Below are 26,385 nucleotides of genomic sequence, written 5' to 3'. Positions count from 1 at the left end.
GTCGATCCCTACCAAAGGCTCCGAAGAACCCCCTTCGAGATCACGCAAGGACACGGCCGTCCACGTTTCTCTTTCTTCCATCCAGATTGTCAAAGAGCGCGAAAACCAGCCCCGCCGAAGCAGGGACGGATCTTCGGCCGACCCACCCGCAAGCCCCCGATCACCAGGAACCCGCCGATCCGTCGGCTTCAGAGGAACGCCACACAGTGGGTTCTTGAAACGGCCGCCCCGAACGCGTCGGTGCCGACCAAAGCCATCCTGGCGCGCCGCCCAGACCCGGGTGAAACCCAAAGCCCGAACCCGCCGGAGGCCGCCGGCAGGAGCAAGTCCCGCCGCCGATGTGAGGCCTATATGCCGACCCCCCACCCAAACGTCAAGCGCCGTTTTTTGAAAAAACGTCCGGGATTCTTCCAGGGCTCCGGGCCGCCCCGGGTTATCCACAGGGCCAGGCCAGTGTTTCACTCGGTTTTTGCCCGTTTTGGTTGCGGCCTCGCCGGGGCGCACGCAGCGCAAAACCTGACGCCGGTCAGGTCGCCGCCGGCCGGAGCGAGTCATGCTTCGCCCAGGCGAGGCCGGGCGAGCGTCCCGCAGGAGCCTCGCCGCCGGCCCAGAAGGGAACACCGGAATGGCGACTGGAACGGTCAAGTGGTTCAACGCCTTCAAGGGCTATGGCTTCATCGTCCCCGATTCCGGGGGAGCCGACGTCTTCGTCCACGTGACGGCCGTCCAGCGCTCGGGGCTCCGGCTGCTGGAGAAAGGTCAGCGGATCGCGTTTCAGGTCAGTCCGCGCGGCCAGGCGGGAAAGGAGCAGGCGACCGACATCTCTCCGCAGGTCGCCGGTCGGACCGGCGCCGCCCGAAGCGGGTCGGCGGACCGGCCGGACCCGCATGGACTGTCCGCCAGCGTCCCTTATCTTAGGGATTTGGGAACGAACCTGGCCGATCGTAGCGGGCGATTCGTTCAAATTTGATAGACAGCCGCGCTAGCGGCGCGCACAATACAACCTTGTGTTGTGAGGCGCGTTCGTATGTCATTCGAGCCCATGGCGGTGCAGGTCTGCTTGTCGGGGATCCTGCTTCCGACAAGCGGAATGCGAGACCGTGACCCGGGAAGGGCGTCGCCATGCCGCGCCTGCTGATCGCTGACGATCATGGCCTCTACCGGAAGGGACTGCGCTGCGCTCTCGAGGCCGCCATTCCCGATGCGGAGGTGACGGAAGCCGACGGTTTCGACGGCGCCCTGGCGCGCCTGGAGGACAGCGGCGCCTTCGACCTCGTGCTGCTCGACCTCAACATGCCCGGCCTCGTGTTCCCCGACAGCCTGCGCGAGGTGCGGGCCTGCTATCCGCGCATGCGCTTCGCCATCCTGTCGGCCTCCGACACGCGCGCCGACATGCTGGCGAGCCTGGCGGCGGGCGCGAACGGCTTCATCTCCAAGCTGCAGATGGACGAGGAGATCGTGGCGGCCGTCGAGGACATCCTCTCCGGGCGCATCTACGTCACCCCGCTGATGGTGAAGGCCACCGTGTCGACCCAGACCTGGGGCGAAGCGGGCCCGGCGCGCCCGGCCGAGCCGGTCGCCGACGTCGACTATGGGCGGCTCACGCCCCGGCAGCGGGACGTGCTGCCGCTGGTGGCGCGCGGCCTCTCCAACAAGGAGATCGCCCGCGAGCTGAAGATCGCCGAGGCGACGACCAAGATCCACATGGCGGCGCTGCTGCGCGTGCTCGGCGTCCGCAACAGGACCGAGGCGGCGGTGCGGGCCCAGATGCTGCTCACCCGCGGCGATCACGGGCGGGCCGAGCCCGAGTTCAAGCGCCCCTCCTGATCGGCCGCCCGGACCGGACGCCCGGACCCGCGCCGGGCGGGCGCCCTCAGGCGCGCCGGGGCGCGGGGCGGCGCTGATCGGAGGCGAGCTCCTCCCCGAACGGGATCAGGAGCTCATAGGTGAAGCCCTCGTCCGACAGGTCGCTCTTGGCGCGGCCGCCCAGCAGGGACGTGCCGCTCTCGGCGATGACGAGGCTGCCGAACCCCTTGCGGGACGGCCGCTGCGGCGTCGGCCCGTTCCGCTCCGTCCAGGTGAACACGAAGCAGCGGCCTTCGCCGGGCACGTCCTGCAGGCGCCAGGCGGCGCGCAGCCTCCCGCTGCGCACGCTCAGCGAGCCATGCTTGACCGCGTTGGTGGCGAGTTCGTGCACGATCATGGCGAAGCTCTGCGCCATGCCGCCGCGCAGGGTCACGTCCGGACCCTCGATGACGATCTCGTGCGTGTCGTCGCCGTCGAAGGGCGCGATTTCGGTCCGCACCAGCTCCTCGACGCTGGCGCTTTCCGCAGCGCCGCGGGTGAGCAGGCGCTCCGCCGCCGCCAGCGCGCGCAGGCGCCGCTCCAGCGCCAGGCGGTAGTCGGCCACCGAGCAATGGCTCTGGGCCGTCAGCTTCACCATGGCGAGGATCACCGGGAACAGGTTGCGCAGCCGATGGCCGAGCTCGCGCACCACGATGTCGCGCTGCTCGGAGCGCCGCTTCTCGTCCTGCTCGCGCCGCAGGTCCGTGATGTCGGCGATGACGCCGAGGACGCGCCGGCTGGACGCGTCCGCGCTGGCCGAGCCTCGCAGCCCGACGATCCGGGTGCGTCCGTTCGGGCCCGGGATCCTGAACACGATCTCGAGGCGGGCGCCGTCGCACAGGGCCCGCTCGATGGCGGCCGCCGCCTTGTCGCGGTCTTCCGGGTGGATGGTGTCGAGGAGGCGGCTCACGGAGCCGGAGTCGCGCGCCTCGTCGCGCCAGCCCAGCACGCGCCAGCAGATCTCGCAGCCGGAGAGACGTCCGGCGGCGTCGATCTCGCACGCCCCGAGATCGGCCGCCTGGAGGAACGCGGACCGGCGGCCGGCGTCCTGACCGGAGAGGAGGGGCTCGTCAACTCGCAGCGTCATGGCCACCCATCGGACATCCCCTCCATCAGCCCATCGCGCCGCCGCGCGCTGCGGCCCCCTTTGCGGGGATGCGCCATCTTGCCGCTGACCATAGCGCCCTGCCGTCGTAAGCTGAACCGTCGCGCCATAGCCCACAAGGACTAGGCTGGCGTAGCCTTTGCGGCAGCATGGCGAGCGCCGGCCCGAGGTGGTTCAACTCGATGGTGCATCGCCGCAACGGGGGGCCGGCGCAAGCCGCCGCTCCATGAGAGGTCCGGGCTTTGGCCGGGCCCGCGTCAGGCGACGCGCGTGGAGGGGCGTCATGGACAGTGAATATGCATGGGCGGGCCTGCGCTCGCGCCCGAGGGAGGCGGACGGCCAGGGCCGCGCCGGCCGGGGGGCGATCGCGGGCCTTCATCCGGCGGGAGCCGGATTCGACCGCCCCGGCCATCCGACGGCCGGCTGCCTGGTGGACGCGCCGGCGTCGCATGTCGTGTTCTGGCAGGACGAGGCCTCGCCGCGCCTGGCCCTGGTGGAGGACGGGCTCGTGCGGGCGGTGCGCCTGTCGTCGGGCGGAGAGCGCCAGATCCTCTGCTTCTTCTGGCCGGGCGACCTGGTGGCGCCGCCGGGCTGCGACGGCCCGCGCTTCACCGCCGAGACCGTGACGCGGACCCGCCTGCGCTGGCTCGACCGCGACGACGACCGGCGCCGCCTCGGCACCGAGCGCATGCTGCAGGAGCTGGTCGGGCTGCTCGGCGTGATGGCCCACAGGTCGGCGCCCGCGAGGCTCGCCTGGTTCCTGCTGCGCATGCGGCCGCATCTGCCGCCCGCGGCCGCCCGCGACGAGCCGGACGCGCTGCGCTGCATCGTGCCGCGCGCCGACATGGCCGACCATCTCGGCATGGCGTCGGAGACGGTCTGCAGGCTTCTGGGCGAGTTCCAGGACCTCGGGATCATCGCCCTTCCGACGCGCAAATCGATCCGATTCCTGGAGCCGAACCGGTTGGCGCGGCTGGCCCGCAGCTGAATCGGGGCGTTTCGGCCCTGGATGCGGCGAAATCCGCCGTCCGGAAACCAGGCGGCGCGTTCGGCGTTTCGGGATGGAAACCGACAGGAGGATCTCATGGCGATCGATCAGATGGGCGTTCCCGGAGCCGAGCCGAACCGTCCGGAGCCGCGCCGCAACGAGGCCGCCGACGCCTGGATGGCGGTCGCGACCGAGATGATGGAATGCAGCATGCGGGCGATGGCCCGGTCGATGGAGATCATGACCGCCGCGTCCGGCCCCATGCCGATGGACCAGCGCCTCGAGGCGCAGCGCAAGGGCATGCTGACGGCCTTCGACGCCGGCGTGAAGGACATCCAGAAGCTCTGGACCATGGCGGCCGATGCGGCGGGCGCCTCCGTCAAGCTCACCGTCCCGGCCCAGGGCCGCCCGACCGGATCGGCCGGGGCGGGGCTGTCCAGCTGAGGCCCGAAACGGCCTGTGGACGACGCCCGGATTCGCGGGCGGACATGACCGCCGTCAACTCTTTCCGGGGCGGCCCGGCGATGCTGAGATGCGATATCCCGAGTCCGCCATGCCGTTCCTCGACGCCTCCGCTCTCGACACCGATCCCGACGGCATGCGGTTGCTCGCAGCCGTCATCGGCCCCCGCCGGGCGGAGCGGACGCGACCCGTTCGGGCCGCGCCGAAAGCCGGGACCGAGGCGGCCGAGCCGGCCGGCCCCAAGCCGCTGATCGCCCGGAAGAGGGCGATCGCGGCTCCGGCCGGCGAGAAGGTCGGCTGACGCGCGCGGGCGGGGCAGCCTCTGATCGCGGTTCGGCCTCATCCAGTAAAGCCAAGGGCTTAGCGGTGATAAAGCTTAAGGTTTATTGCGAAGTTTAGCGTTGCGCCCGAGACTGGCCTTTCGTAGCGCACCGCTCCGGCGTCAGCCGAGGCGATGCGGCGCGTCCCCCACGCCGGACGATTCCGTCTTGCTACAGCCCATACTCCCTGACCATTCGCCGGACCGTCGGGGATCGGAGCACACCATGGACGAGACCGCCAGGTCCAACGAACCGCCGACCTCCACGCCCCGCGACGTCCGGCGGCGCGAGTTCGCGGCCAGGCTGCGCAAGCTGATGGCCGAGAGGGGCTGGGGCGTGAACGAGACCGCGCGGCGGGTCAAGTCTCATCTTCCGAGCGGGGTCGGGGTCAGCACCGCCAGCATCTCGTTCTACAAGTCCGGCCGCGTGCTGCCGCGCTTCCCGATCCTGAAGGCGATCGGCGAGACCTTCGACACGGACCTGGCGGATCTCAGCGACGAGGCCGAGCCCGAAAAGCAGCGCAGGGCCGAAAGCCGCCGCAAGGCGCCGGCCCAGGCGCCGTCCTTCCGGCTGGAGGACGTCGGAGACGGCTACGCGTCCCTGCAGATCAACCAGCGGCTGCCCTGGCCGGTGGCCCTCCAGGTGCTGGCCGCCCTGAAGGCGGAGCCCAGCGCCGCCGCGTCCGGCGCGGTCACGTCCGAGGATCCCGCGGAGCCGACCTGAAGCGCCGGTAATCGTAGCCGGCGTCGCCGCCGACCGCGGCCTCCGCGTCGGCCTCGACCAGTTCGGCCATGCGGCCATGGTGGGGCGAGAGCCTGCAGACCGGGTCGGCGTTGGCGGCGTCGCCGGTCAGCATGAGCGCCTGGCAGCGGCATCCGCCGAAATCCACGTCCTTGCGGGCGCAGGACAGGCAGGGCTCCTTCATCCAGGACACGCCCCGATAGGCGTTGAAGGCAGGGCAGTCGCGCCAGATCGCGGCGAGGCTCGCCTCCCGGGCGCTCCAGAACTCCAGGCCGGGAATGCTCTCGGCCGCATGGCAGGGCAGCGCCTTGCCGGCCGGCGTGACGTTCATCGTCCGGCGCGCCCATCCGCCCATGCAGGCCTTGGGGTAGGCGGCGTGGTAATCGGGCAGGACGTGGTCGATGGCGATGCGGCCCTCGAGCTCGCGCTTCATGGCCTCGACGCGGTCGATCGCCGCCCGGGCGGCGTCGCGATCGGGCAGGAGCAGCTTCCGGTTCGGGACGGCCCAGCCGTAATACTGCGTGTGGGCGATCTCTACCCGCCCGGCGCCCCACGCCAGGGCGAGCTCCACCATCTCGCCGGCCCGCGCCACATTGGCCCGGTGGATCACGGCGTTGATGGTGAGCGGCAGGCCGGCCGCCACGACGCGGCGCGCGATCTCGGCCTTGGCCGCGAAGGCGCCGCGATAGCCGGCGATCAGGTCGGCGGAGGCGGGCTCGGAATCCTGCACGGAGAGCTGGACATGGTCGAGGCCGGCCTGGGCCAGGGCGTCGATCAGCTCGGGCCGGAAGCCCACGCCAGACGTGATCAGGTTGGTGTAGAGCCCCTCCGCGGCGCAGTGCGCGACGAGCTCGACGATGTCGCGGCGGATGGCCGGCTCGCCGCCCGAGAGGTGCACCTGCAGGACGCCGAGCGCCGCAGCCTCCGAGAACACGCGCTTCCAGTCGGCCGTGTCCATCTCGCGGGAGCGGGCCTCCAGCTCGAGCGGGTTCGAGCAATAGGGGCATCCGAGCGCGCAACGATGGGTCAGCTCGGCGAGGAGGCCCAGGGGCGCCGGGACGACGCCGGATGCAGGCTGCAGCGGAGCGTTCATAAGGTGATCATGCGCTTGGCGGCCATATCGGACAACAGGGCGCGGACATCCGCGTCGATCCGGTCGCGCGGCGCGGCGAACGCCCCCGCGAGGTCGTCCACGATCGCCGACAGGGTGCGCTCGCCGTCGCAGCGCTTCAGGATCTCGGCCGCGACCGGGTTGGGCTGGATGACGCGCTCGGGGGCGAGCAGCACCCAGGCCTTGCGGACCTGGTCGTGCTTCAGGCGCAGCCCCTTGGCCAGCTTCGGGCGGGCGTCGTCCGGGATCGGGGCGGGCGCCTGCGTCACCGGGCCGCGCCCTCGCCGGGGCGCCAGGCGCCGGGCGGGACATGTCCCTCCACATAGGCGTGCCAGAGCGCGTCGAGCTGGACCCAGAGCACGTCGGTCTTGAAGGTCAGCGCCGCCAGCACGGCCTGCTGCCGCTCCGCCGTGCGGGCGTGCTCGCGCACATAGGCGAGCGCAAAGGCGGAATCCTGCGCCGCCTGGGGCGGGCGGGCGGTGAAATAGGCCATGGTCTCGGCGCTGACGAAGTCATAATGGGCCAGCATGCCGGACAGGCGCTCGCCGATGATCTGGGGCGAAAACAGCTCCGTCAGCGAGGAGGCGATCGCCTCCAGCAGCGTCTTCTCGGCGCAGAACCTCACATAGGCCTCCACGGCGAAGCGGGTCGCCGCCAGCACGCCCTGGGTGGACTCCACATAGGCGCGGTCGAGTCCGAGGCCCTGCGTCAGCCGCAGCCAGCGGGCGATGCCGCCGTCGCCCTCGCGCTCGCCGTCATGGTCGACGATGCGCCGGCGCCACTCGCGCCGCAGCGCCGGATCGTGCATGCGGGTCAGCACGGTGGCGTCTTTGATGGGGATATTGGCCTGGTAATAATAGCGATTGAGCGCCCAGGCGCAGACCTCGTCCCGGGTGCATTCTCCCCCATGCAGGCGCCGGTGGAAGGGATGGAGATTGTGGTACCGGCGCGCCCCGATGTCGCGCAGGGCCGCCTCGAGGGCGTCGGGAGACAGAACCTCGCCGGGCGCCGGGATGTCGCGATCTCCGCTCACAGTTCGAACTCCATTCCGTCATGCGCCACGCGCCATCCGGCGGCCTCCACCTCGGCCCGCTCGGGCGAGGTCTCGACCAGCACCGGGTTGGTGTTGTTGATGTGGATATAGACCCGACGCTCCAGGCCGAGGCCGGCCAGCGCCGCCAGCGACCCCTCCGGGCCGGACATCGGCATATGGCCCATGCGGCGGGCGGTCTTGGGCGACAGTCCGAGGCGCGGCATCTCGTCGTCCGTGAAGGTGGTGCCGTCGAAAAACAGCAGCGGCGCGCCGTCCAGCCTTCGCCGCAGCGCCGGCGTCACGGCGGCGCAGCCCGGGGCGTAGACGAAACGGGAGCGCCCGTCCGCAACCTCGACCGCGACGACGCTTTCGGTCTCCGTGCCCAGGTCGACCTCGGCGCCTTCCAGATACAACGGCACTTTCCCGGGGACCGCGAAGGGGGTGACCAGCAGGCCGAGCCCGGTGTCGATCCGGGCGTCGAGCCGCATCGGGCGCTCCTCCACGACCGATCGGTCGAGCACGCCGAAGACGCTGTCGCCGCGTAGGACGTCGAGCGTGGTCTGCGTCCCGTAGAGGACGAAGGGCTGCTTCTCGCGCAGGGTCAGGAGTCCCGCCACATGGTCGACGTCGCCATTGGTCAGGAGGACGGCCGCGATGGGGCTGTGGCGCCCCTGCCGCGCCGGACGGAGGGCGGGGGTCGCCAGGATCTGGGCCCGGATGTCGGGCGAGGCGTTGAGCAGGAGCCAGCGTTCCCCGTCGGCCGACACGGCGATGCTGGATTGCGTCCGCGGGCGCACGTCGGGATCGCCCGACCAGGCCTTGCTGCAGACCGGGCAGGCGCAGTTCCACTGGGGAAAGCCGCCGCCGGCCGCCGATCCGAGTACGATGATCCGCACGGTGCTGCCCGGGTTGGACGGGGCGTGGCGCGCCAGACGGCCCCGTCGCCCACGCATGGGCGCCGGGGCCGATCAGCATGATCGTCCAGAAAGCGGCTTAGAACTCTACGGGATCGATCTCGGCCGACTCGTAGCTCGTCACTTCCATTCCGACGCAGATTTCGGTGAGTTCGGGTGTCGTCCAGGCCATCGTGAGCTTCCTCCATGGAGTGGGTGGAGCCTACGCTCCAAGAGCGTGGACCCACAACGGGGGAGGCTAACAAAAGTTCAGCCGCTTGTCTCAAGCTCGTAGGCGGAGGGCTGATCCGCCGCACGCGCCGGGCGGCCTGCTGCATTTTGTCCGGCGACCTGTTATCGCGAGGCCGTGGAAGACCTCGCCCTCGCGCTGCTCCTGGCGCTCCGCCTCATCGTCAGCTTCGACCCTGAACTCGTCGGCATCGTCGGGCTCTCCCTGCGCGTCAGCGCGACCGCCACGCTGATCGCCTTCGCGCTCGGCGCGCCGCTCGGCGCGGCGCTGGCCGTGTGGCGTTTCCCGGGACGCGGCGCCGTGGTGGTGGGGGTCCACGCCCTCCTGGGGCTGCCGCCCGTGGTGGTGGGGCTCGCCCTCTATCTGCTGCTCTCGCGCGCCGGGCCGCTGGGGGATCTCGGCCTGCTGTTCACGCCGGCCGCCATGATCGCGGCCCAGTCCGTGCTCGCCCTCCCGATCGTGGTGGCGCTGTCGCACCGCGCCGTGGAGGCGAACTGGCGCGACTACGGGCCGGCGCTGCTGGTGGACGGCGCCTCGCGCCTGCGGGCCTGCGCCGAGATGCTGCGGATGGCGCGCGGCGCGCTCGTCACGGTCGCTCTCGCGGCCTTCGGGCGCTGCATCGCGGAGGTCGGCGCCATCCTGGTCGTCGGGGGCAACATCCGCGGCTTCACCCGCACGATGACGACCGCCATCGCGCTGGAGACCAGCAAGGGCGAGCTCTCCTTCGCGCTGGCCCTCGGCGTGGTGCTGATCTCGATCAGCGCCGCCGTCAGCGCCGCCGCCTTCGCGCTGCAACGCTGGGCCGAACGCGCCTGAGCCGCCGCCAGTCAGCCGATCGGGATCTCGCCCTCGACGACGTGGTCGAGCGCGCCGTCCTCGGAGACCAGGGTCATCCTGACCTTCAGGACGTCGCCCCGGGCCTTGCCGTCGCGCACCACCTTCTCGATCTCGCGCTGGGAGGTCACGCCGACCTCCTTGAGGAACTTGCGCAGCGCCATGTTGAACCGTTCTTCGTCCACGGCTTCACCCCTTTCTGGGCGTTCTCGTCTCAGGACCGTTCCGTCGACGCGTTCGGGAAGAAGAGCTGGCGCCCCTCGATCTTGTAGTCGGCCACCGCCTGCTGGCCCTCCGGCGAGATCAGCCAGTCGACGAAGGCCTGGCCGTCGGCGGCCTTCACGGACGGATGGCGGGCGGGGTTCACCAGCATCACCCCATAGGGGTTGAACAGGCGCTGGTCGCCCTCGACCAGGATGGCGAGGTCGCGGCGGTTCCTGAAGGAGAGCCACGTGCCGCGGTCCGCCAGCACATAGCCGCCGATCGCGGCCGCCATGTTGAGGGCCGGGCCCATGCCCTGGCCGATCTCCCGGTACCAGCCGTCGCGGGCCGCGGCGAGGGCGACGCCGGCGTCCTTCCAGGCGCGCAGCTCGGCCGCATGCGTGCCGGACCGGTCGCCGCGCGACACGAAGGGCGCCCGGGAGGCGGCGATGCGGCGGAACGCCTCCAGCACGTCCGGCTTCGCGGCGGCGGACTGACCGCCCGACGCGGCGGCCGGGTCCTGCTTCGGGCCGATCAGCACGAAGTCGTTATACATCACGTCGTAGCGCCTGACGCCCTGGCCCTCCGCCATGAAGGCGTCCTCGGCGGCCCGGTCGTGCACCAGCACCACGTCCGCGTCGCCCCTGCGGCCGATGTCGAGCGCCTGGCCGGTCCCGACCGCCACCACCTTCACGGCGACGCCGGTCTTGCGCGTGAAGGCCGGCAGCAGATGCCCGAACAGCCCCGACTGTTCGGTCGAGGTGGTCGAGGCGACCGTGATGAAGCGCTCCGGGGCCGCCGGCGTCTGGGACCAGGCCATCGTGGGGCAAAAGGCCGCAAGGCAGGCGGCGAGGCTGAAAAGGCGGCGGCTGACCATGGCGGACTGTCTCCCTCGGGCCAGCATAGTGACCGATCATCCGCCGGGCTAGCGGGCCGGGCGCCGGCGTTCAACACTGCAACGCCGAGTTCCCCGGGCAGTACTCTGCACCGTATTATTGAACTAAAGTCGCAGGCCGAGCAGAGACGCCGGTTTCTGCGAGTTGACTTGCATAAAGTCAGCCGTAAGTAGAAAGTTCAGGTGCGGTGGAAGCCGAAGAGCTTCGCCGAGGGGAAGATGAGCGTTCGCAAACGGGCGCCCTCAAGGAGAACGACATGAGCGCATACACCACGGCTGGGTCCGCAGCGGACGCCGGAGCCGGGCTCTTGGATCGCGAACGGATCATCGCCCAGCCAGGCTTCAACCGTTGGCTGGTGCCGCCCGCCGCGCTGGCCATCCACCTGTGCATCGGGATGGCGTACGGCTTCAGCGTGTTCTGGCTTCCCCTGTCGCAGGCCCTGGGCGTCACCAAGCCGGTCGCGTGCCCGGACATCGGGCTGATGGGTTCGCTGTTCAGCACGACCTGCGACTGGAAGGTCAGCGATCTGGGCTGGATGTACACCCTGTTCTTCGTTCTCCTCGGCTCCGCGGCGGCCATCTGGGGCGGCTGGCTGGAGCGCGCCGGGCCGCGCAAGGCCGGCGTCGTCTCGGCGCTGTGCTGGTGCGGCGGCCTCCTGATCTCGGCCTTCGGCGTCTACACCCATCAGCTCTGGCTGCTGTGGCTCGGCTCGGGCGTGATCGGCGGCATCGGGCTCGGGCTCGGCTACATTTCGCCCGTCTCGACGCTGATCAAGTGGTTCCCGGACCGGCGCGGCATGGCGACCGGCATGGCCATCATGGGCTTCGGCGGCGGCGCGATGATCGGCTCGCCGCTGGCCGACATGCTGATGAACTATTTCAAGTCGCCGACCTCCGTCGGCGTCTGGCAGACCTTCGTCACCATGGCGGCGATCTACTTCGTCTTCATGATGGCCGGCGCCTTCGGCTATCGCGTGCCGCCGGCCGGCTGGCGCCCGGAGGGCTGGACGGCGCCGACCGAGTCCGCCAACGCGATGATCACCCATCGCGACGTCCACCTGCGCGACGCCCACCGGACGTGGCAGTTCTGGGCCATCTGGCTCGTGCTCACCCTCAACGTCAGCGCCGGCATCGGCGTGCTCGGCATGGCCTCCCCCATGCTGCAGGAGATCTTCGCCGGCTCGCTCATCGGCCAGCCCGGCGTCAGCTTCACGGATCTGAACGCCGATCAGAAGAAGAGCATCGCCACCATCGCGGCCGCCTTCGTGGGCCTGCTGTCGCTGTTCAACATCGGCGGCCGGTTCTTCTGGGCCTCGATGTCGGACCATATCGGCCGCAAGATGACCTACGCGACCTTCTTCGGCCTCGGCATCCTGCTCTACGCCCTCGCCCCCTGGGCGGCGCATGCGGGCAGCATGATCCTGTTCATCGGCTTCTTCTGCATCATCCTGTCGATGTATGGCGGCGGCTTCGCGACCGTGCCGGCCTATCTGGCCGACATCTTCGGCACCCAGTTCGTGGGCGCCATCCACGGCCGCCTGCTGACCGCCTGGTCGACGGCGGGCATCATCGGCCCGGTGGTGGTGAACTACATCCGCGAGGCGCAGATCGCGGCCGGCGTGCCGCGCGCCCAGGTCTATGACCGCACGATGTACATCCTGGCCGGCATGCTGGTGCTGGGCTTCATCATCAACCTCACCATCCGGCCGCTGCACGAGAAGTGGTTCATGAAGGACGAGGAGGTCGCCGCCCTGCAGGCCAAGGCCAAGGGCGCGGTCGCCGCCACGCAGGGCGGGTCCTTCGGAATCGGCCGCGGCGGGCTGACGCCGATGTCCGGCCTGGCCTGGCTGGCGGTCGGCGTGCCGATCCTCTGGGGCGTCTGGATCACGCTGTCCAAGTCGCTGGTCCTGTTCCGCTAAGCGACCCCTCGACTCCCCGCCGCCGGCCCCATGTGGGCCGGCGGTTCCGCTTCAGCCAGCGGCGAGACGGCGCAGTCGAATTGCTGCAGCGCAGTAATGACAGCGCCGCCGACCTATGGTCTGATCTACTGGCATGCCAGATACCTCGAAAGGCCGGGAGCTCGCCGCTCCCGCTCGGGGACAGAGAAAAACAGGCCGATCCGCGCAATGACTGAACACCGCGACGCCAATGTTCTGCGCTTCGAGCACCCGGGTCTGGGTCGCAAGCGCGCCAAGTCGACGCCGAAGGGGCGCCAGGTCGATCCCAAGGCCCAGGACGAGATCGCAGCCCTGCTGGGGGATCTCCCGCGGCGGCGCGACCTCCTGATCGAGCACCTGCACCTGATCCAGGACCGCTACCGCCAGATCTCCGCCGCCCACCTCGCCGCGCTCGCGGACGAGATGAAGATGGCCTTCGCGGAGGTGTTCGAGGTCGCGACCTTCTACGCGCATTTCGACGTCGTGAAGGAGGGCGAGCCCGCCGTCCCGCCGCTCACCGTGCGGGTCTGCGACAGCCTCACCTGCGAGCTCTACGGCTCGGAGAAGCTTATCAGCGACCTGAAGGCGCAGGCAGGGCCGGACGTGCGCATCGTCCGCGCTCCCTGCGTGGGGCTCTGCGACCAGGCGCCTGTGGCCGAGGTCGGCCACCACTTCCTGCACAAGGCCACGCCCCAGACGGTGGCGGCCGCCATCGCGGCCGGCGACACGCACCCGCATGTGCCGAGCGACTACGTCGACTACGACGCCTATGTGGCGGGCGGCGGATACGCGCTCCTGGGCAAGCTGCGCAGCGGCGAGATGAGCACGGACGAGCTGCTGGCGAAGCTCGACGGCGCGGGCCTGCGCGGCCTCGGCGGCGCCGGCTTCCCGACCGCCCGCAAGTGGCGCGCGGTGCGCGGCGAGCCCGGCCCGCGCATGATGGCGATCAACGCCGACGAGGGCGAGCCCGGGACCTTCAAGGACCGCCACTACCTCAACACCGACCCGCACCGCTTCCTGGAGGGCACGCTGATCGGCGCCCATGTGGTCGAGGCCGAGGACGTCTACATCTACCTGCGCGACGAATATCCGGTGGCGCGCGAGATCCTGCTGCGCGAGATCGCCAAGCTGCCGGCCGGCGGCCCGCGCATCCACATGCGCCGCGGCGCCGGGGCCTATATCTGCGGCGAGGAGTCCTCGCTGCTGGAGAGCCTCGAGGGCAAGCGCGGCCTGCCGCGCCACAAGCCGCCCTACCCCTACCAGGTGGGCCTGTTCGGCCTCGCGACGCTGATCAACAATGTCGAGACCGTGTACTGGGTCCGCGACATCGTCGAGAAGGGCGCGGAGTGGTGGACCGGCCAGGGCCGCAACGGCCGGGTCGGCCTGCGCACCTTCTCGGTGTCGGGCCGGGTCAAGAACCCCGGCGTGAAGCTGACCCCGGCGGGCGTCACCATCCGCGAGCTCATCGACGAGTATTGCGGCGGCATGGAGGAGGGACATCAGTTCCGCGCCTATCTGCCGGGCGGCGCCTCGGGCGGCATCCTGCCGGCCCACATGGACAACATCCCGCTCGATTTCGGCACGCTGGAGAAATACGGCTGCTTCATCGGCTCGGCCGCGGTGGTGGTGCTCTCCGACAAGGACAGCATCCGCGACGCGGCGCTGAACCTGATGCGCTTCTTCGAGGACGAGAGCTGCGGCCAGTGCACGCCCTGCCGCATCGGAACCGAGAAGGCCGTGAAGCTGATGCAGCGGCCCGTCTGGGACCAGGAGCTCCTGACGGAGTTGTCCCAGATGATGCGCGACGCCTCCATCTGCGGACTGGGCCAGGCGGCCTCCAATCCGCTGATGTGCGTCATCAAATATTTCCCCGACGCATTCGCGCCGCGCGTCGCGGCCGAGTGAGGGAGCCCGCAGAATGAATGTGACGTTCGAACTGGACGGCAAGACCGTCGAAGCCGCTCCCGGCGAGACCATTTGGGAGGTCGCGCGCCGCGAGGGCGTCGAGATTCCGCATCTGTGCTACCTGCCCGAGCCGGGCTACCGGCCGGACGGCAACTGCCGCGTCTGCATGGTGGAAATCGAGGGCGAGCGCGTGCTCGCCGCCTCCTGCATGCGCGCCCCGACGGTGGGCATGAAGGTGAAGACCGCCTCGGCGCGCGCCGAGAAGGCGCGCGAGATGGTCATGGAGCTGCTCGTCGCCGACCAGCCGGCGCGCGAGACCTCGCACGACCCGGACTCCAAGTTCTGGGGCTGGGCCGACAAGACCGGCGTGACCACGAGCCGCTTCCCGGCGGCCGAGCGCTGGAAGGCCGACGTCAGCCACACCGCGATGCGGGTCAATCTCGACGCCTGCATCCAGTGCGGGCTGTGCGTGCGCGGCTGCCGCGAGGTGCAGGTCAACGACGTCATCGGCATGGCCTACCGCAACGCCGACGCCAAGGTTGTGTTCGATTTCGACGACCCGATGGGCGAGAGCACCTGCGTGGCCTGCGGCGAATGCGTCCAGGCCTGCCCGACCGGCGCGCTGATGCCGGCGGCCTATCTGGACGACAACCAGACCCGCGCGGTCTGGCCCGACAAGAAGGTGGATTCGCTCTGCCCCTATTGCGGCGTCGGCTGCCAGGTGACCTACAACGTCAAGGACGAGAAGATCGTCTATGCGGAAGGCCGCAACGGCCCCGCCAACCAGAACCGCCTCTGCGTCAAGGGCCGCTTCGGCTTCGACTACATCCATCACCCGGACCGGCTGACCAAGCCGCTGATCCGGTTGCCGAACGCGCCCAAGCACGCCGAGGACCAGGTCGACCCGGCCAATCCCTGGACGCATTTCCGCGAGGCGACCTGGGAGGAGGCGCTCGACGCCGCCGCGGGCGGGCTGTCGCGCATCCGCGCCGAGAGCGGCCGCAAGGCGCTGGCGGGCTTCGGCTCGGCCAAGGGCTCCAACGAGGAGGCTTATCTGTTCCAGAAGCTGGTGCGCACCGGCTTCGGCTCGAACAATGTCGACCACTGCACGCGCCTGTGCCACGCCTCATCGGTGGCGGCCCTCATGGAGGGCGTGAACTCCGGCGCGGTGTCGGCGCCCTTCGCGGCCGCCCTGGACGCGGAGGTCATCATCGTTATCGGGGCCAACCCGACCGTGAACCACCCGGTGGCGGCGACCTACATCAAGAACGCCGTCAAGAAGGGCGCCAAGCTGATCGTGGCCGATCCGCGCCGGCAGCTCCTGTCGCGGCACGCGACCTATCACCTGGCCTTCAAGCCCGGCAGCGACGTGGCGATGCTCAACGCCATGCTGAACACCATCATCGAAGAGGGCCTGACCGACGACAACTACATCGCCGGCTACACGGAGGGCTTCGAGGAGCTCAAGGAGCGCATCAAGGAGTTCACGCCCGAGCGCATGGAGGCGGTCTGCGGCATCCCGGCCCAGACCCTGCGCGAGGTGGCGCGGCTCTACGCCCGCTCCAAGGCCTCGCTCATCTTCTGGGGCATGGGCATCAGCCAGCATGTGCACGGCACCGACAACGCCCGCTGCCTGATCGCGATGGCGCTGACCACCGGCCAGATCGGCCGCCCCGGCTCGGGCCTGCATCCGCTGCGCGGCCAGAACAACGTCCAGGGCGCGTCCGACGCCGGCCTGATCCCGATGGTGTTCCCGGACTACCAGTCGGTCGAGAAGCCCTCGATCCACAAGATGTTCGAGGAGTTCTGGCAGTCCGAGCTCGACGAGAAGCGCGGCCTGACCGTCGTGGAGATCATGGACGCGATCCATGCGGGCTCCATCCGGGGCATGTATATCGAGGGCGAGAACCCGGCGATGTCCGACCCGGACCTGCAGCACGCCCGGCAGGCGCTGGCCAAGCTCGACCATCTCGTCGTGCAGGACCTGTTCCTCACCGAGACGGCTTTCCACGCCGACGTGGTCCTGCCGGCCTCCGCCTTCGCCGAGAAGGTGGGCACCTTCACCAACACGGACCGGCGCGTGCAGATCGCCCGCCAGGTGATCAAGCCGCCGGGCGACGCCCGCCAGGATTGGTGGATCATCCAGGAGATCGGCAAGCGCATGGGCCTGCCCTGGACCTACGAGCATCCGCGCGACGTCTTCGCCGAGATGGCGATGGTGATGCCGTCCTTCGCCAACATCACCTGGGAGCGGCTGGAGCGCGAGGGCGCGGTCACCTATCCGGTGGACGCGCCGGACAAGCCCGGCAACGAGATCATCTTCGCCCAGGGTTTCCCGACCGAGAGCGGGCGCGGCAAGATCGTGCCTGCCCGCGTCACCCCGCCGGACGAGATCCCGGACGACGAGTACCCGATGGTGCTCTCCACCGGCCGCGTGCTGGAGCACTGGCACACGGGCTCCATGACCCGCCGCGCCGGCGTGCTGGACGACCTCGAGCCGGAGGCGGTGGCCTTCATGTCGCCCCGCGACATGGGGCGGCTCGGCGTGTCGCTCGGCTCCTTCATCCGGCTGGAGACCCGCCGCGGCGCGGTCTCGGTCAAGGTCCGGGCCGACCGCGACGTGCCGCAGAACATGGTGTTCATGCCGTTCTGCTACGCGGAGGCGGCCGCCAACCTGCTCACCAACCCGGCGCTGGACCCCTTCGGCAAGATCCCGGAGTTCAAGTTCTGCGCCGTCCGGGTCGCCCCGGAGCCGGTCAGCACGGCGGCGGAGTGAGCCGCCCCGGGAGCGTCCTGCGATGCGGGTGATCGGGCTGGCGGGGTGGAGCGGGTCCGGCAAGACGCGGCTCGCCGCCGCCCTGATCCCCGTGCTGGCGGCCCGGGGCCTGCGGGTCTCGACCGTCAAGCACGCCCACCACGCCTTCGACGTGGACACGCCCGGCAAGGACTCCTGGACGCACCGGCAGGCCGGCGCCAGCGAGGTGCTGGTCTCGTCGCAGAGCCGCTGGGCGCTGATGCACGAGCACCGGGGCGAGGCCGAGGCGCCCCTCTCGGAGCTGCTGAAGCGGCTGTCGCCCTGCGATCTGGTGCTGGTGGAAGGGTTCAAGCGGGCGCCGCTGCCCAAGCTGGAGGTGTACCGCGCCGTGGTGGGCAAGCCGCCGCTGCATGCGCGAGACCCCAACGTCGTGCTGGTGGCGTCGGACGATCCCTGCCCCGAGGCGCGCGTGCCGGTGCTCTCGCCGGACGACCTGCCGGCCCTCGCCGACGCCGCCCTGGAGGCCGCCCGGCCGATCGGCGACGTGATCGCCAGCCTCGAGGCGGTGCTGATCGCGATGGACCAGGTGGACCATGGCCCAACTCAGTGACGACGCCTTCGCGTTCGGCGGCGAGCTGATGCCCGTCGACGACGCGCTCGCCCTCATGGCGCAGCGCGTCCGGCCCGTGGCCGGCGTGGAGCGGGTCGCGCTGGCACGGGCGGACGGCCGCATCCTGGCGCAGGACCTCGTCGCCGCGATCCCGCTGCCGCCCTTCGACAATTCCGCCGTGGACGGCTACGCCGCCTCCACGGCCGACCTCGATCCCGCCGGGCCCACCCGCCTGCCGGTGCGGGGCCGCGTCGCGGCCGGCCACGCCGCGCGGGACGCCGTCTCCGGCTCGGCCATGCGGGTGTTCACCGGCGCGCCGGTCCCGGCCGGCGCGGACATCGTCTTCATGCAGGAGGACGTGACCCTGCAGGACGACGGCGCGGTCAGCCTGCCGCCAGGCCTGCGGGCCGGAGCCAATCTGCGCAGGGCCGGCGAGGACGTGGCGGCCGGCGCCGTCGCGCTGCCGGCGGGCCGGCGCCTGCGGCCGCAGGACCTGGCCCTCGCCGCCGCGGTCGGGGCGGCCGAGTTGCCGGTCCGCAGCGCCCTCAAGGTGGGCGTGTTCTCCACCGGCGACGAGTTGCGCGAACCCGGCGAGCCGCTCGGTCCGGCGCAGATCTACGATTCCAACCGCACCCTGCTGGGCGGCCTGCTCGGGCGGCTCGGCGTGACGGTCGACGATCTCGGCCGGCTGCCCGACGACCGGGCGGCGCTGGAGCGCTCGCTGCGCGACGCCGCCGCCGACCACGACCTGCTGGTCACGTCGGGCGGCGTCTCGACCGGCGAGGAGGACCATGTCCGCGCCGCCATCGCGGCGACGGGTTCGCTGGTGTTCTGGCGCCTCGCCATCAAGCCGGGCCGGCCCGTGGCGCTCGGGGTGATCGCGGGCACGCCTCTGGTGGGGCTGCCCGGCAACCCGGTCGCCGTCTTCGTCACCGGCGCGCATGTGCTGCGCCCGCTGGTGGCGCGGCTGCGCGGCGAGACCTACGCGCCGCCGGCCGGCTTCCCGGTGCGGTCGGGCTTCGACTACCGCAAGAAGAGCGGGCGGCGCGAATATGTGCGGGTGAGCCTGCAGGCCGAGCCCGACGGCTACCTGGCCGTCAAGCACCCGCAGGACGGGGCGGGCGTGCTCAGCTCGCTCACCGAGACGGCCGGCCTCGTCGAGCTGCCGGAGGATGCGCTCTCGGTCGCGCCGGGCGACGCCGTGCGGTTCATCCCGTTCGGCCTGCTCTGGTGAGGCCGTGACGGGCGGCTCACCCCCGGCCGGCGCCTCGCGGGTGACCCGGCTCGTTCCGCTCGACGCCGCCCTGGCGCGCTGGCTGGAGGCCGTCGCGGCGGCCCCGCCGCGGCCCGCGGCGCCGCTCGACGCCATCGGGGCGGCGCTGGCCGAGACCGTGCGGGCCGCGGCGGCGCTGCCGCCCTGCGCCACGGCGCTGCGCGAGGGATGGGCCTTGTCCGCCGCCGACACGGTCGGGGCGACCGGCTACGCGCCGGCCTTCCTGCCGGCCGCGCCGGTCTGGGTCGAGGCGGGCGACCCGCTTCCGCCCGGCGCCGACGCCGTCCTGCCCGACGCCGCGCTCGACCGGCAGGGCCCGCTCTGGGCCTGCCTGGCGGCGGCCGCGCCGGGCGAGAACATGCGCCGGGCCGGCGGCGAGGTCCCGGCCGGGACGGCGCTGGCGCAAGCCGGCCAGACGGTCACGCCCGCCCTCGCGGCCGCCCTGGCGGCGGCCGGCGTCGCGCATGTCTCGATCCCTCGGCCGCAGGCGAGCCTCGCGGCCGGGCTCGATCCGACGGCCGCCGAAGTCTGCCGCGCCCTGCTGCGGCCCATCGGGGAGATCACGACCGGGCCGGGGCCGATCCTGGTCGAGCCGCGCGGGGCTTCAGCGCCCGCCGGCCCGGACGAGACCCCCATCTGCGCCGCGCTGGCGCTGTCGCCGGGCGAAGGCGTCGGCCTCGCGACGCGGGGCGGCGCGGCCGTGCTCCGGCTTCCCCGGGGCTTCGGCCCCGCCGTCGCGGCCTGCCTGGCGCTGCTGCGGCCGGCGCTGGACAAGGCGGGCGGGCGCGCCGCCGCCGCGCCGGACCTGTCGCTGCCGCTGGCCCGCAAGATCTCCAGCCGCATCGGCTGGAGCGAACTCGCGCTGCTCGACGTCGTGGACGGCCGGTTCGCGCCGCTGGCCACCGGCGACGTCACCATCGCGGCCTGGGCGCGGGCCAAGGCCTGGGCGCTGATCCCGCCCGAGAGCGAAGGCGCGCCCGCCGGCGCCGTCCTGGCTGCCTTCTCCTTGCGGGGCGGCCCGCACACCCCACATCCGGGCGAGGCCGATCCGGCCCACAGCGGAGACCTCGCATGAGCGCGCCGACGCGTCCGCCGCCGTCCGGCCAGGACCAGTTCCTCACGGTGCTGTCCCGCGACGAGGCCCTGCGCCGCTGGACCGCCGCGCTGCGCCCTGCGCCGCTGGGCCGCGAGACGGTCGCCCTCGCGGCGGCTCTGGGACGCGTGCTCGGCGCCTCCGTCGCCGCCCCGATCGACGCGCCGCCCTTCGACCGCTCGCAGGTCGACGGCTTCGCGGTGCGCTCCGCCGACATCGCCGCGGCGACCGAGGCCGAGCCGGTCAGGCTGGCGCTGAACCCCGAGACGGTGGCGTGCGGCGCAGCGCCGCGGATCGCCGTGGCGCCCGGGACCGCCACCCCGATCGCGACCGGCGGCCCCATTCCGCGCGGGTCGGACGCCGTCGTCATGGTGGAGCACACCGACCCGGACGGAGAGGACGCCATCCTGGTCCGGCGCGCCAGCCCGGCGGGCGGGCAGATCGCCTTCGCGGGGTCGGACATCGCCCGCGGCGAGGTCGTGCTGCGGGCCGGCGCGACGCTGGGAGCGCGCGAGATCGGCATGCTGGCCGCCTGCGGGATCGCCGAGGTCGACGTCTTCCGCCGCCCGCGCGTGGCGGTGCTGTCGACCGGGGACGAGCTCGTCCCCCCGGGCGCGCCGCTCGGGCCGGCGCAGATCTACGACTCCAACGGGCCGATCGTGGCCGCCGCCCTGGCGGAGAACGGCTGCGAGCCGGTGCTGCTGGGGGCCGTGCCGGACGACGCCGCGACGCTCGATGCGGCGCTTCGGAAGGCTCATGCGGAGCATGACGCCGTGGTGCTGTCGGGCGGCACCTCCAAGGGCGCGGGCGACCTTACCTACCGGCTCATCGACGGGCTCGGCGCGCCCGGCGTCGTGGCCCATGGGGTGGCGCTGAAGCCCGGCAAGCCGCTCTGCCTGGCGGTGTGCGCGGCTAAGCCCGTCGTGGTGCTTCCCGGCTTCCCGACCTCGGCGATGTTCACCTTCCACGACATCGTCGCGCCGATCCTCAGGACCCTCGCCGGGCAGCCGGCCCGGACCGAGAACGCCGTCCCGGCGCGGCTGGCGGTCCGCCTCGCGTCGGATCTCGGCCGCACTGAATTCGTCATGGTCTCGCTCATCCGCGGACAGGGCCCGGAGGGCGGGCGGGAGCTCGTCGCCTTCCCGAACGGGAAGAGCTCCGGGTCGGTGTCGAGCTTCTCGCAGGCGGACGGGTTCGTGACCGTCGACGCCATGCTGGACGGGGTCGACGAAGGCTCGACGGTGGACGTGACGCTGCTGACGCCGACGCTGCGCCTGCCCGACCTGGTGATCGTGGGCAGCCACTGCGTGGGCCTGGAGCCGCTGCTCGACCTGCTGGCCGGGGAGGGCGTGGCGGCGCGCAGCATCGCGGTCGGCAGCCTCGCCGGGCTGGCGGCGCTGCGGCGCGGCGAGTGCGACGTCGCCCCCATCCACCTGATGGACCCGGCCACGCGGGTCTACAACCGGCCCTACCTGCCGGAGGGCGTCGCGCTGGTTCCGGGCTGGGGCCGACTGCAGGGCTTCGCCTTTGCGGCCGGGGACGCCCGCTTCGCGGGCAAGACGCTGGAGCAGGCGCTGGCCGCGGCGGCGGAGCCGGGCGTCCTGATGGTGAACCGCAACGCCGGCTCGGGCACGCGCATCCTCGTCGACGGCCTGCTGGCCGGCCGCAGGCCGGAGGGCTACTCGAACCAGCCGCGCTCCCACAACGCCGTCGCGGCCGCCATCGCGCAGGGCCGGGCCGATTGGGGCGTCACCATCCGGCCGGTGGCGGAGGGATACGGGCTGGGCTTCATCCCCATCGCGGACGAGGCCTATGATTTCGCCGTCCCGCGCGATCGGCTGGATTCGCCGGCCGTAAAGGCCTTCCTGGCGGCCCTCGCGCGGCCCGACATCCGGGCCGCCTTGCGCCAGCGAGGGTTCACGCCGGCCGACTGAGGCGGCCCCCGCCGCGCCGGAGCGCCGCGGCCGCGACCCCGGAACCATCCCGCACAGCCGCGATTACCTCCGCGAAATGGACCAGCGCCAGGCCGCGGAGACGTCCCATGACCATCGACACGAGCCGCCGCACCTTCACCAAGACCGCGGCCCTGGTCGGGCTCGGCGGCTGGGCCGCCACCGCGCTGCCGATGCGCCAGGCCGCCGGCGCGACCGGCGGGGCGGGAAGCCCGGACGGGGCGCCCGTCCTGGCGCAGGCCGCGCCGGCCGAAGGCGCGGGCGGCGCCGGCCCGACCCCGCTCGCCCCGCCCGACCGGCAGCCGCCGGACCTGAAGATCCCGGAAGCCAAGCGCAAGGTCGGCTTCGCGGTCGTGGGGCTCGGCGAGCTCGCTTTGGCGGAGATCATGCCGGCCTTCGGCTCGGCCCGCATGGCGGTCCCGGTGGCGCTCGTCAGCGGCCACGAGGACAAGGCCAAGAAGGTGGCGGCCGCCTACGGCGTCGATGCGGACGCCATCTACGACTATGACGAGTTCGACGAGATCGCCGACAACGAGGACATCGAAGTCGTCTACATCGTGCTGCCCAACCACATGCACGCCGAATACACGATCCGGGCGCTGCGGGCAGGCAAGCACGTGCTGTGCGAGAAGCCGATGGCGCCCACGGTCGAGGAGTGCGAGCGGATGATCGCCGCCGCGCGGGAGACCGGCCGCAAGCTGATGATCGCCTACCGGCTCCACTACGAGCCGCTCAACCAGAAGGTCATGGAGCTGTGCGGCCGCAAGGAGCTCGGCGCGGTGAAGACCTTCGCGTCCAGCAACTGCCAGGACCAGAAGGCGCCCAATATCCGGCTCAGCAACGCCACCGCGGGCGGGCCGCTGGGGGATGTCGGCATCTACAGCATCAACGCCGCGCGCTACGTCACCGGCGAGGAGCCCGTGGAGGTGTCGGCCTTCGCGCATCAGCCCAAGGACGACCCGCGCTTCCGCGAGGTGCCCGAAAGCGTCGCCTACACGATGCGCTTCCCCTCCGGCGCGCTGGCCCATTGCGACTGCAGCTTCGGGGCCGCGGTCGACCGGCGCTACACCGTGCACTGCGCCAAGGGGGTGATCGATATGAACCCCGCCTTCAGCTATTCGGGCCTGCGCCTGAAGGTGAAGCAGGGCGAGGAGGCCAAGGGCGACGCCCGCGACCAGGAGCTGCTGATCCCGCAGGTGAACCAGTTCGCCGCCGAGATGGACCACTTCGCCGAATGCGTCGCCGAGGACAAGCAGCCGGCGACGCCGGGCGAGGAGGGCCTGGCCGACATGCGGGTCATCACCGCCCTCTACGAGGCCATCCGCACCGGCGGGACCGTCAAGGTGAGCCGCTAAGGCCGTCTCGGCCGCATCCATCCTCGAGCAGCCGGGAGGCCAGGCGTGATCAACGACCTCTGGTACAAGAACGCCGTCATCTACTGCCTGTCGGTCGGCACCTACATGGACGCCAATGGCGACGGGGTCGGCGACTTCCAGGGGCTGGTGCGCCGCCTGGACTACCTGCACGGCCTGGGCGTGACGGCGGTCTGGCTAATGCCGTTCCAGCCCTCGCCGGGGCGCGACGACGGCTACGACGTCGCCGACTATTACGGGGTCGACCCGCGCTACGGCACGCTGGGCGACTTCGTGGAGTTCACCCACGCGGCCAAGCAGCGCGGCATCCGGGTGTTGATCGACCTCGTGGTCAACCACACGTCAGACCAGCATCCCTGGTTCCAGGCGGCCCGGAAGGACCCGAAGTCGCCCTACCGCGACTGGTATGTCTGGTCGAAGAAGAAGCCCGCCAACGCCGACGAGGGCATGGTCTTCCCGGGCGTGCAGAAGACCACCTGGACCCGCGACCCCGAGGCCGGCGAGTACTACTTCCACCGCTTCTATGATTTCCAGCCCGACCTCAACACGTCCAACCCGCATGTGCAGGCCGAGATCCTCAAGGTCATGGGCTTCTGGATCCAGCTCGGCGTCTCCGGGTTCCGGATGGACGCGGCGCCCTTCGTGATCAGCCAGAAGGGCGCGGACGTGAAGAAGCCGGAGGAGCATTTCGACATGCTCCGGACCTTCCGGGAGTTCCTGCAATGGCGGCAGGGCGATTCCATCATCCTGGCCGAGGCCAATGTGCTGCCCGAGACCGACATGGACTATTTCGGCGAGGACGGCGACCGCATGCAGATGATGTTCAACTTCCAGGTGAACCAGCATCTGTTCTACGCCTTGGCGGCCGCCGACGCGGGGCCGCTCGTGGAGGCCATCGGGGCCACCAAGCCGCGGCCGGCCACCGCCCAGTGGGGGCTCTTCCTGCGCAACCACGACGAGCTCGACCTCGGCCGGCTCAGCGAGGAGCAGCGCCAGAAGGTGTTCTCGGCCTTCGGGCCGGATCCGTCGATGCAGCTTTACGACCGCGGCATCCGCCGGCGCCTCGCCCCCATGCTGGACGGCGACCGGCGGCGGCTCGAGCTCGCCTACAGCCTGATGTTCTCGCTGCCCGGCACGCCGGTGATCCGCTACGGCGACGAGCTCGGCATGGGGGACGACCTGAGCCTCCCGGAGCGCAATTGCGCCCGCACGCCCATGCAGTGGTCGACCGAGCCGCATGGCGGCTTCACCAAGAGCGACAGGCCGGTCTCGCCCGTGATCGCGTCCGGCCCCTACGGCTTCCAGCACGTCAACGCCGCCTATCAGCGGCGCGACCTCGATTCGATGCTGAACTGGACCGAGCGGATGATCCGCATGCGCAAGGAGACGCCGGAGATCGGCTGGGGCGACGTGACCGCGCTCGACACCGGCGACCCCGCCGTGCTGGCGCTGCGCTACGACTGGAAGAACAACTCCGTGGTGGCGCTCCACAATCTCGACGGCCGGCCGCACGAGCCCTCGTTCATGCTCGGCCTCGACGACCCGGAGCTGTGCCTGGTGAACCTGTTCACCGGCGACCACAGCCGTCCCGACCGGGACGGCCGGCACACCGTGCTGCTCAGCGCCTATGACTATCGGTGGTACCGGGTCGGCGGGCTCGACTACCTGCTGAAGCGCAGCGAAGCCTGATCAGGAGCGCGCGCCGCCCGCCGCGACGGCGGCGAATCCGGCCCCGACCAGCAGGCCGCCGCCGACGCGGTTGACGGCCCGGACGGCGCGCTCGTTGCGGACGACGACGCGCGCCCTGGAGGCCACCAGCGCGTAGCCCAGCGCATTGGCGAAGGCGAGCGTCAGGAAGGTCGCCTCGAACACCGCCATCTGGGGCAGAAGATCGGCCCTGGGGTCGAGGAACTGCGGCAGGAAGGCCACGAAGAAGGTGAGGCTCTTGGGGTTGAGCGCGGTCACCAGCCAGGCGTGGCCGAGCATGCGCCAGACCGGCGCGGCGTCGGTGCGCGGCTGGGCGTCGAGGGTCCCGCCGGCGCGCCAGAGCTTCACGCCGAGCCAGACCAGATAGGCCGCGCCGGCCCAGCGCAAGGCCGTGAACACGGCGCCCGAGGCGGCCAGCAGCGCGCCGAGGCCGAGCATCGACAGCGTCATGGCGGTGAAATCGCCGAGCGCGACCCCGACCGCCATGGGCAGCGCCGTGCGCCAGCCCTGCCCCAGCGCATAGGAGACCACGAGCAGGATCGTCGGGCCGGGAATCAGCAGGAGGACCGCCGACGCGGCCGTGAAGGCGATCCAGCTCTCGAAACTCATCCCGTGCGGCTCCTGTGGCTCGCCGAGCAAGCCACAGGGTCCGGGGGATGTCCACACCGGGCGCAGCCCGCGGGCGAACCGGGAGGCTCGCGGTCCGGGGGCGTCACGGCCGGCGCTGGCGGCGGCGCTCCTTGACGATGTCGGCCAGCAACGGGGTCGGGTCCTCGTCGCGCGGCAAAGCGGTGACGTTCTGGATGTCGGACCGGGTGAGGCCGATATCCTTCAGCTGGACGTCCGACATGGCGGCCAGGATCGCGAGGTTGCGGCGGGCCGCGACGTAGCGGGCGGGCCATCCGAGAACGCGCAGGCTCAGGGCGGCGATCCGGCCGAAGCCGACGGCGCTCCGGGCGGAGACGGACGGGCGGGAGGCGGCGAGGCCCCGCAGGGGCCGGTTGACGACGATGCCGGGGGACATGGATCTGCTCCGTGGTTGGGGACCGTAGCCTGAGCCATCGATCGTTGATTCCGATGAGTGGAGCATGCTCCTGGTCTA

General features: G+C 71.4%; 23 protein-coding genes and 2 pseudogenes. 16 read left to right on the top strand and 9 right to left on the bottom strand.

What is annotated here, in order from left to right; genetic code table 11:
- Positions 1-625: 625 nt before the first annotated feature.
- Together ACYVO7_RS11565 and ACYVO7_RS11560 are read left to right on the top strand one after the other, a co-directional pair.
- Positions 626-823, top strand: a pseudogene (locus ACYVO7_RS11565) (cold-shock protein); the annotation flags it as partial.
- A gap of 299 nt (positions 824-1,122) precedes the next feature.
- Positions 1,123-1,827 carry a LuxR C-terminal-related transcriptional regulator gene (locus ACYVO7_RS11560; RefSeq protein WP_460449961.1) on the top strand — a complete coding sequence of 235 codons (705 nt, stop codon included), beginning with the start codon at positions 1,123-1,125 and terminating at the stop codon, positions 1,825-1,827.
- 46 nt (positions 1,828-1,873) lie between these two features.
- Here ACYVO7_RS11560 and ACYVO7_RS11555 read toward each other — a convergent pair whose 3' ends face one another.
- On the bottom strand, positions 1,874-2,932 hold the full coding sequence (locus ACYVO7_RS11555) for an HWE histidine kinase domain-containing protein (RefSeq protein ID WP_460449960.1): 1,059 nt from the start codon (positions 2,930-2,932) through the stop codon (positions 1,874-1,876).
- 301 nt (positions 2,933-3,233) lie between these two features.
- Between ACYVO7_RS11555 and ACYVO7_RS11550 the strand changes: the two genes are divergently transcribed.
- The 4 genes from ACYVO7_RS11550 (at position 3,234) to ACYVO7_RS11535 (ending at position 5,443) form a co-directional block, all read left to right on the top strand.
- The gene (locus tag ACYVO7_RS11550) at positions 3,234-3,938 is read left to right on the top strand and encodes a Crp/Fnr family transcriptional regulator (protein WP_460449959.1); all 705 of its coding nucleotides are present in this window, start codon (positions 3,234-3,236) and stop codon (positions 3,936-3,938) included.
- 96 nt (positions 3,939-4,034) lie between these two features.
- Entirely contained in the window at positions 4,035-4,382 is a 348-nt protein-coding gene (locus ACYVO7_RS11545; protein WP_460449958.1) for a hypothetical protein, read from the top strand.
- Positions 4,383-4,470: 88 nt separating this feature from the next.
- Positions 4,471-4,701 (top strand): hypothetical protein, encoded by a 231-nt coding sequence (locus ACYVO7_RS11540; protein WP_460449957.1) that lies wholly within the window; start codon positions 4,471-4,473, stop codon positions 4,699-4,701.
- A 244-nt stretch (positions 4,702-4,945) separates the two neighbouring features.
- Positions 4,946-5,443 (top strand): helix-turn-helix domain-containing protein, encoded by a 498-nt coding sequence (locus ACYVO7_RS11535; protein WP_460449956.1) that lies wholly within the window; start codon positions 4,946-4,948, stop codon positions 5,441-5,443.
- Here ACYVO7_RS11535 and pqqE read toward each other — a convergent pair.
- From pqqE to pqqA, 4 genes and pseudogenes are all read right to left on the bottom strand, one after another.
- The gene (pqqE, locus tag ACYVO7_RS11530) at positions 5,412-6,542 is read right to left on the bottom strand and encodes a pyrroloquinoline quinone biosynthesis protein PqqE (RefSeq protein WP_460449977.1); all 1,131 of its coding nucleotides are present in this window, start codon (positions 6,540-6,542) and stop codon (positions 5,412-5,414) included. The genes ACYVO7_RS11535 and pqqE overlap by 32 nt on opposite strands.
- Positions 6,543-6,550: 8 nt before the next feature.
- A pseudogene (gene pqqC, locus ACYVO7_RS11525) lies at positions 6,551-7,605 on the bottom strand (pyrroloquinoline-quinone synthase PqqC).
- Entirely contained in the window at positions 7,602-8,501 is a 900-nt protein-coding gene (pqqB, locus tag ACYVO7_RS11520) for a pyrroloquinoline quinone biosynthesis protein PqqB (protein WP_460449955.1), read from the bottom strand. Before pqqB ends, pqqC begins: the two are co-directional and overlap by 4 nt.
- 97 nt (positions 8,502-8,598) lie before the next feature.
- On the bottom strand, positions 8,599-8,691 hold the full coding sequence (pqqA, locus tag ACYVO7_RS11515) for a pyrroloquinoline quinone precursor peptide PqqA (RefSeq protein ID WP_406855698.1): 93 nt from the start codon (positions 8,689-8,691) through the stop codon (positions 8,599-8,601).
- A 174-nt stretch (positions 8,692-8,865) separates the two neighbouring features.
- Here pqqA and ACYVO7_RS11510 point away from each other — a divergent pair, with 174 nt between their 5' ends.
- Positions 8,866-9,564, top strand: a complete 699-nt coding sequence (locus tag ACYVO7_RS11510) for an ABC transporter permease (protein WP_460449954.1) — start codon at positions 8,866-8,868, stop codon at positions 9,562-9,564.
- Between the two features lie 11 nt (positions 9,565-9,575).
- On the opposite strand, the gene ACYVO7_RS11505 is transcribed toward ACYVO7_RS11510, so the two are convergent.
- Positions 9,576-9,767, bottom strand: a complete 192-nt coding sequence (locus ACYVO7_RS11505; protein WP_460449953.1) for a DUF6494 family protein — start codon at positions 9,765-9,767, stop codon at positions 9,576-9,578.
- A 29-nt stretch (positions 9,768-9,796) separates the two neighbouring features.
- A complete protein-coding gene (locus ACYVO7_RS11500; RefSeq protein WP_460449952.1) occupies positions 9,797-10,660 on the bottom strand; it encodes an ABC transporter substrate-binding protein in 864 nt (287 codons plus the stop codon).
- A 275-nt stretch (positions 10,661-10,935) separates the two neighbouring features.
- Here ACYVO7_RS11500 and ACYVO7_RS11495 point away from each other — a divergent pair, with 275 nt between their 5' ends.
- From ACYVO7_RS11495 to ACYVO7_RS11455, 9 genes are all read left to right on the top strand, one after another.
- Entirely contained in the window at positions 10,936-12,597 is a 1,662-nt protein-coding gene (locus ACYVO7_RS11495; RefSeq protein WP_460449951.1) for an OFA family MFS transporter, read from the top strand.
- A gap of 207 nt (positions 12,598-12,804) precedes the next feature.
- Positions 12,805-14,520: an NAD(P)H-dependent oxidoreductase subunit E gene (locus tag ACYVO7_RS11490; RefSeq protein ID WP_460449950.1), complete on the top strand. Its 1,716-nt coding sequence runs from the start codon at positions 12,805-12,807 to the stop codon at positions 14,518-14,520.
- Positions 14,521-14,533: 13 nt separating this feature from the next.
- Positions 14,534-17,296 carry a formate dehydrogenase subunit alpha gene (fdhF, locus tag ACYVO7_RS11485; RefSeq protein ID WP_460449949.1) on the top strand — a complete coding sequence of 921 codons (2,763 nt, stop codon included), beginning with the start codon at positions 14,534-14,536 and terminating at the stop codon, positions 17,294-17,296.
- Positions 17,297-17,318: 22 nt separating this feature from the next.
- A complete protein-coding gene (gene mobB, locus ACYVO7_RS11480; protein ID WP_460449948.1) occupies positions 17,319-17,885 on the top strand; it encodes a molybdopterin-guanine dinucleotide biosynthesis protein B in 567 nt (188 codons plus the stop codon).
- On the top strand, positions 17,869-19,119 hold the full coding sequence (locus ACYVO7_RS11475) for a molybdopterin molybdotransferase MoeA (protein ID WP_460449947.1): 1,251 nt from the start codon (positions 17,869-17,871) through the stop codon (positions 19,117-19,119). Before mobB ends, ACYVO7_RS11475 begins: the two co-directional genes overlap by 17 nt.
- Before the next feature lie 40 nt (positions 19,120-19,159).
- On the top strand, positions 19,160-20,233 hold the full coding sequence (locus ACYVO7_RS11470) for a MoeA family protein (RefSeq protein ID WP_460449946.1): 1,074 nt from the start codon (positions 19,160-19,162) through the stop codon (positions 20,231-20,233).
- Positions 20,230-22,185, top strand: a complete 1,956-nt coding sequence (locus ACYVO7_RS11465) for a molybdopterin biosynthesis protein (RefSeq protein ID WP_460449945.1) — start codon at positions 20,230-20,232, stop codon at positions 22,183-22,185. The genes ACYVO7_RS11470 and ACYVO7_RS11465 overlap by 4 nt, the downstream gene beginning before the upstream one ends.
- Positions 22,186-22,292: 107 nt before the next feature.
- A complete protein-coding gene (locus ACYVO7_RS11460) occupies positions 22,293-23,558 on the top strand; it encodes a Gfo/Idh/MocA family protein (RefSeq protein WP_460449944.1) in 1,266 nt (421 codons plus the stop codon).
- Between the two features lie 45 nt (positions 23,559-23,603).
- A complete protein-coding gene (locus ACYVO7_RS11455; protein ID WP_460449943.1) occupies positions 23,604-25,265 on the top strand; it encodes an alpha-amylase family protein in 1,662 nt (553 codons plus the stop codon).
- Here ACYVO7_RS11455 and ACYVO7_RS11450 read toward each other — a convergent pair whose 3' ends face one another.
- Both ACYVO7_RS11450 and ACYVO7_RS11445 read right to left on the bottom strand, forming a co-directional pair.
- On the bottom strand, positions 25,266-25,892 hold the full coding sequence (locus tag ACYVO7_RS11450) for a LysE family translocator (RefSeq protein ID WP_460449942.1): 627 nt from the start codon (positions 25,890-25,892) through the stop codon (positions 25,266-25,268).
- A 103-nt stretch (positions 25,893-25,995) separates the two neighbouring features.
- Entirely contained in the window at positions 25,996-26,307 is a 312-nt protein-coding gene (locus ACYVO7_RS11445; RefSeq protein WP_460449941.1) for a DUF1127 domain-containing protein, read from the bottom strand.
- Positions 26,308-26,385 lie beyond the last annotated feature (78 nt).

This window comes from Alsobacter sp. SYSU BS001988 (genome assembly GCF_054796215.1).
Note: the sequence above shows the minus strand (reverse complement) of the source record. Positions and strands in the feature narration are given on the sequence as shown.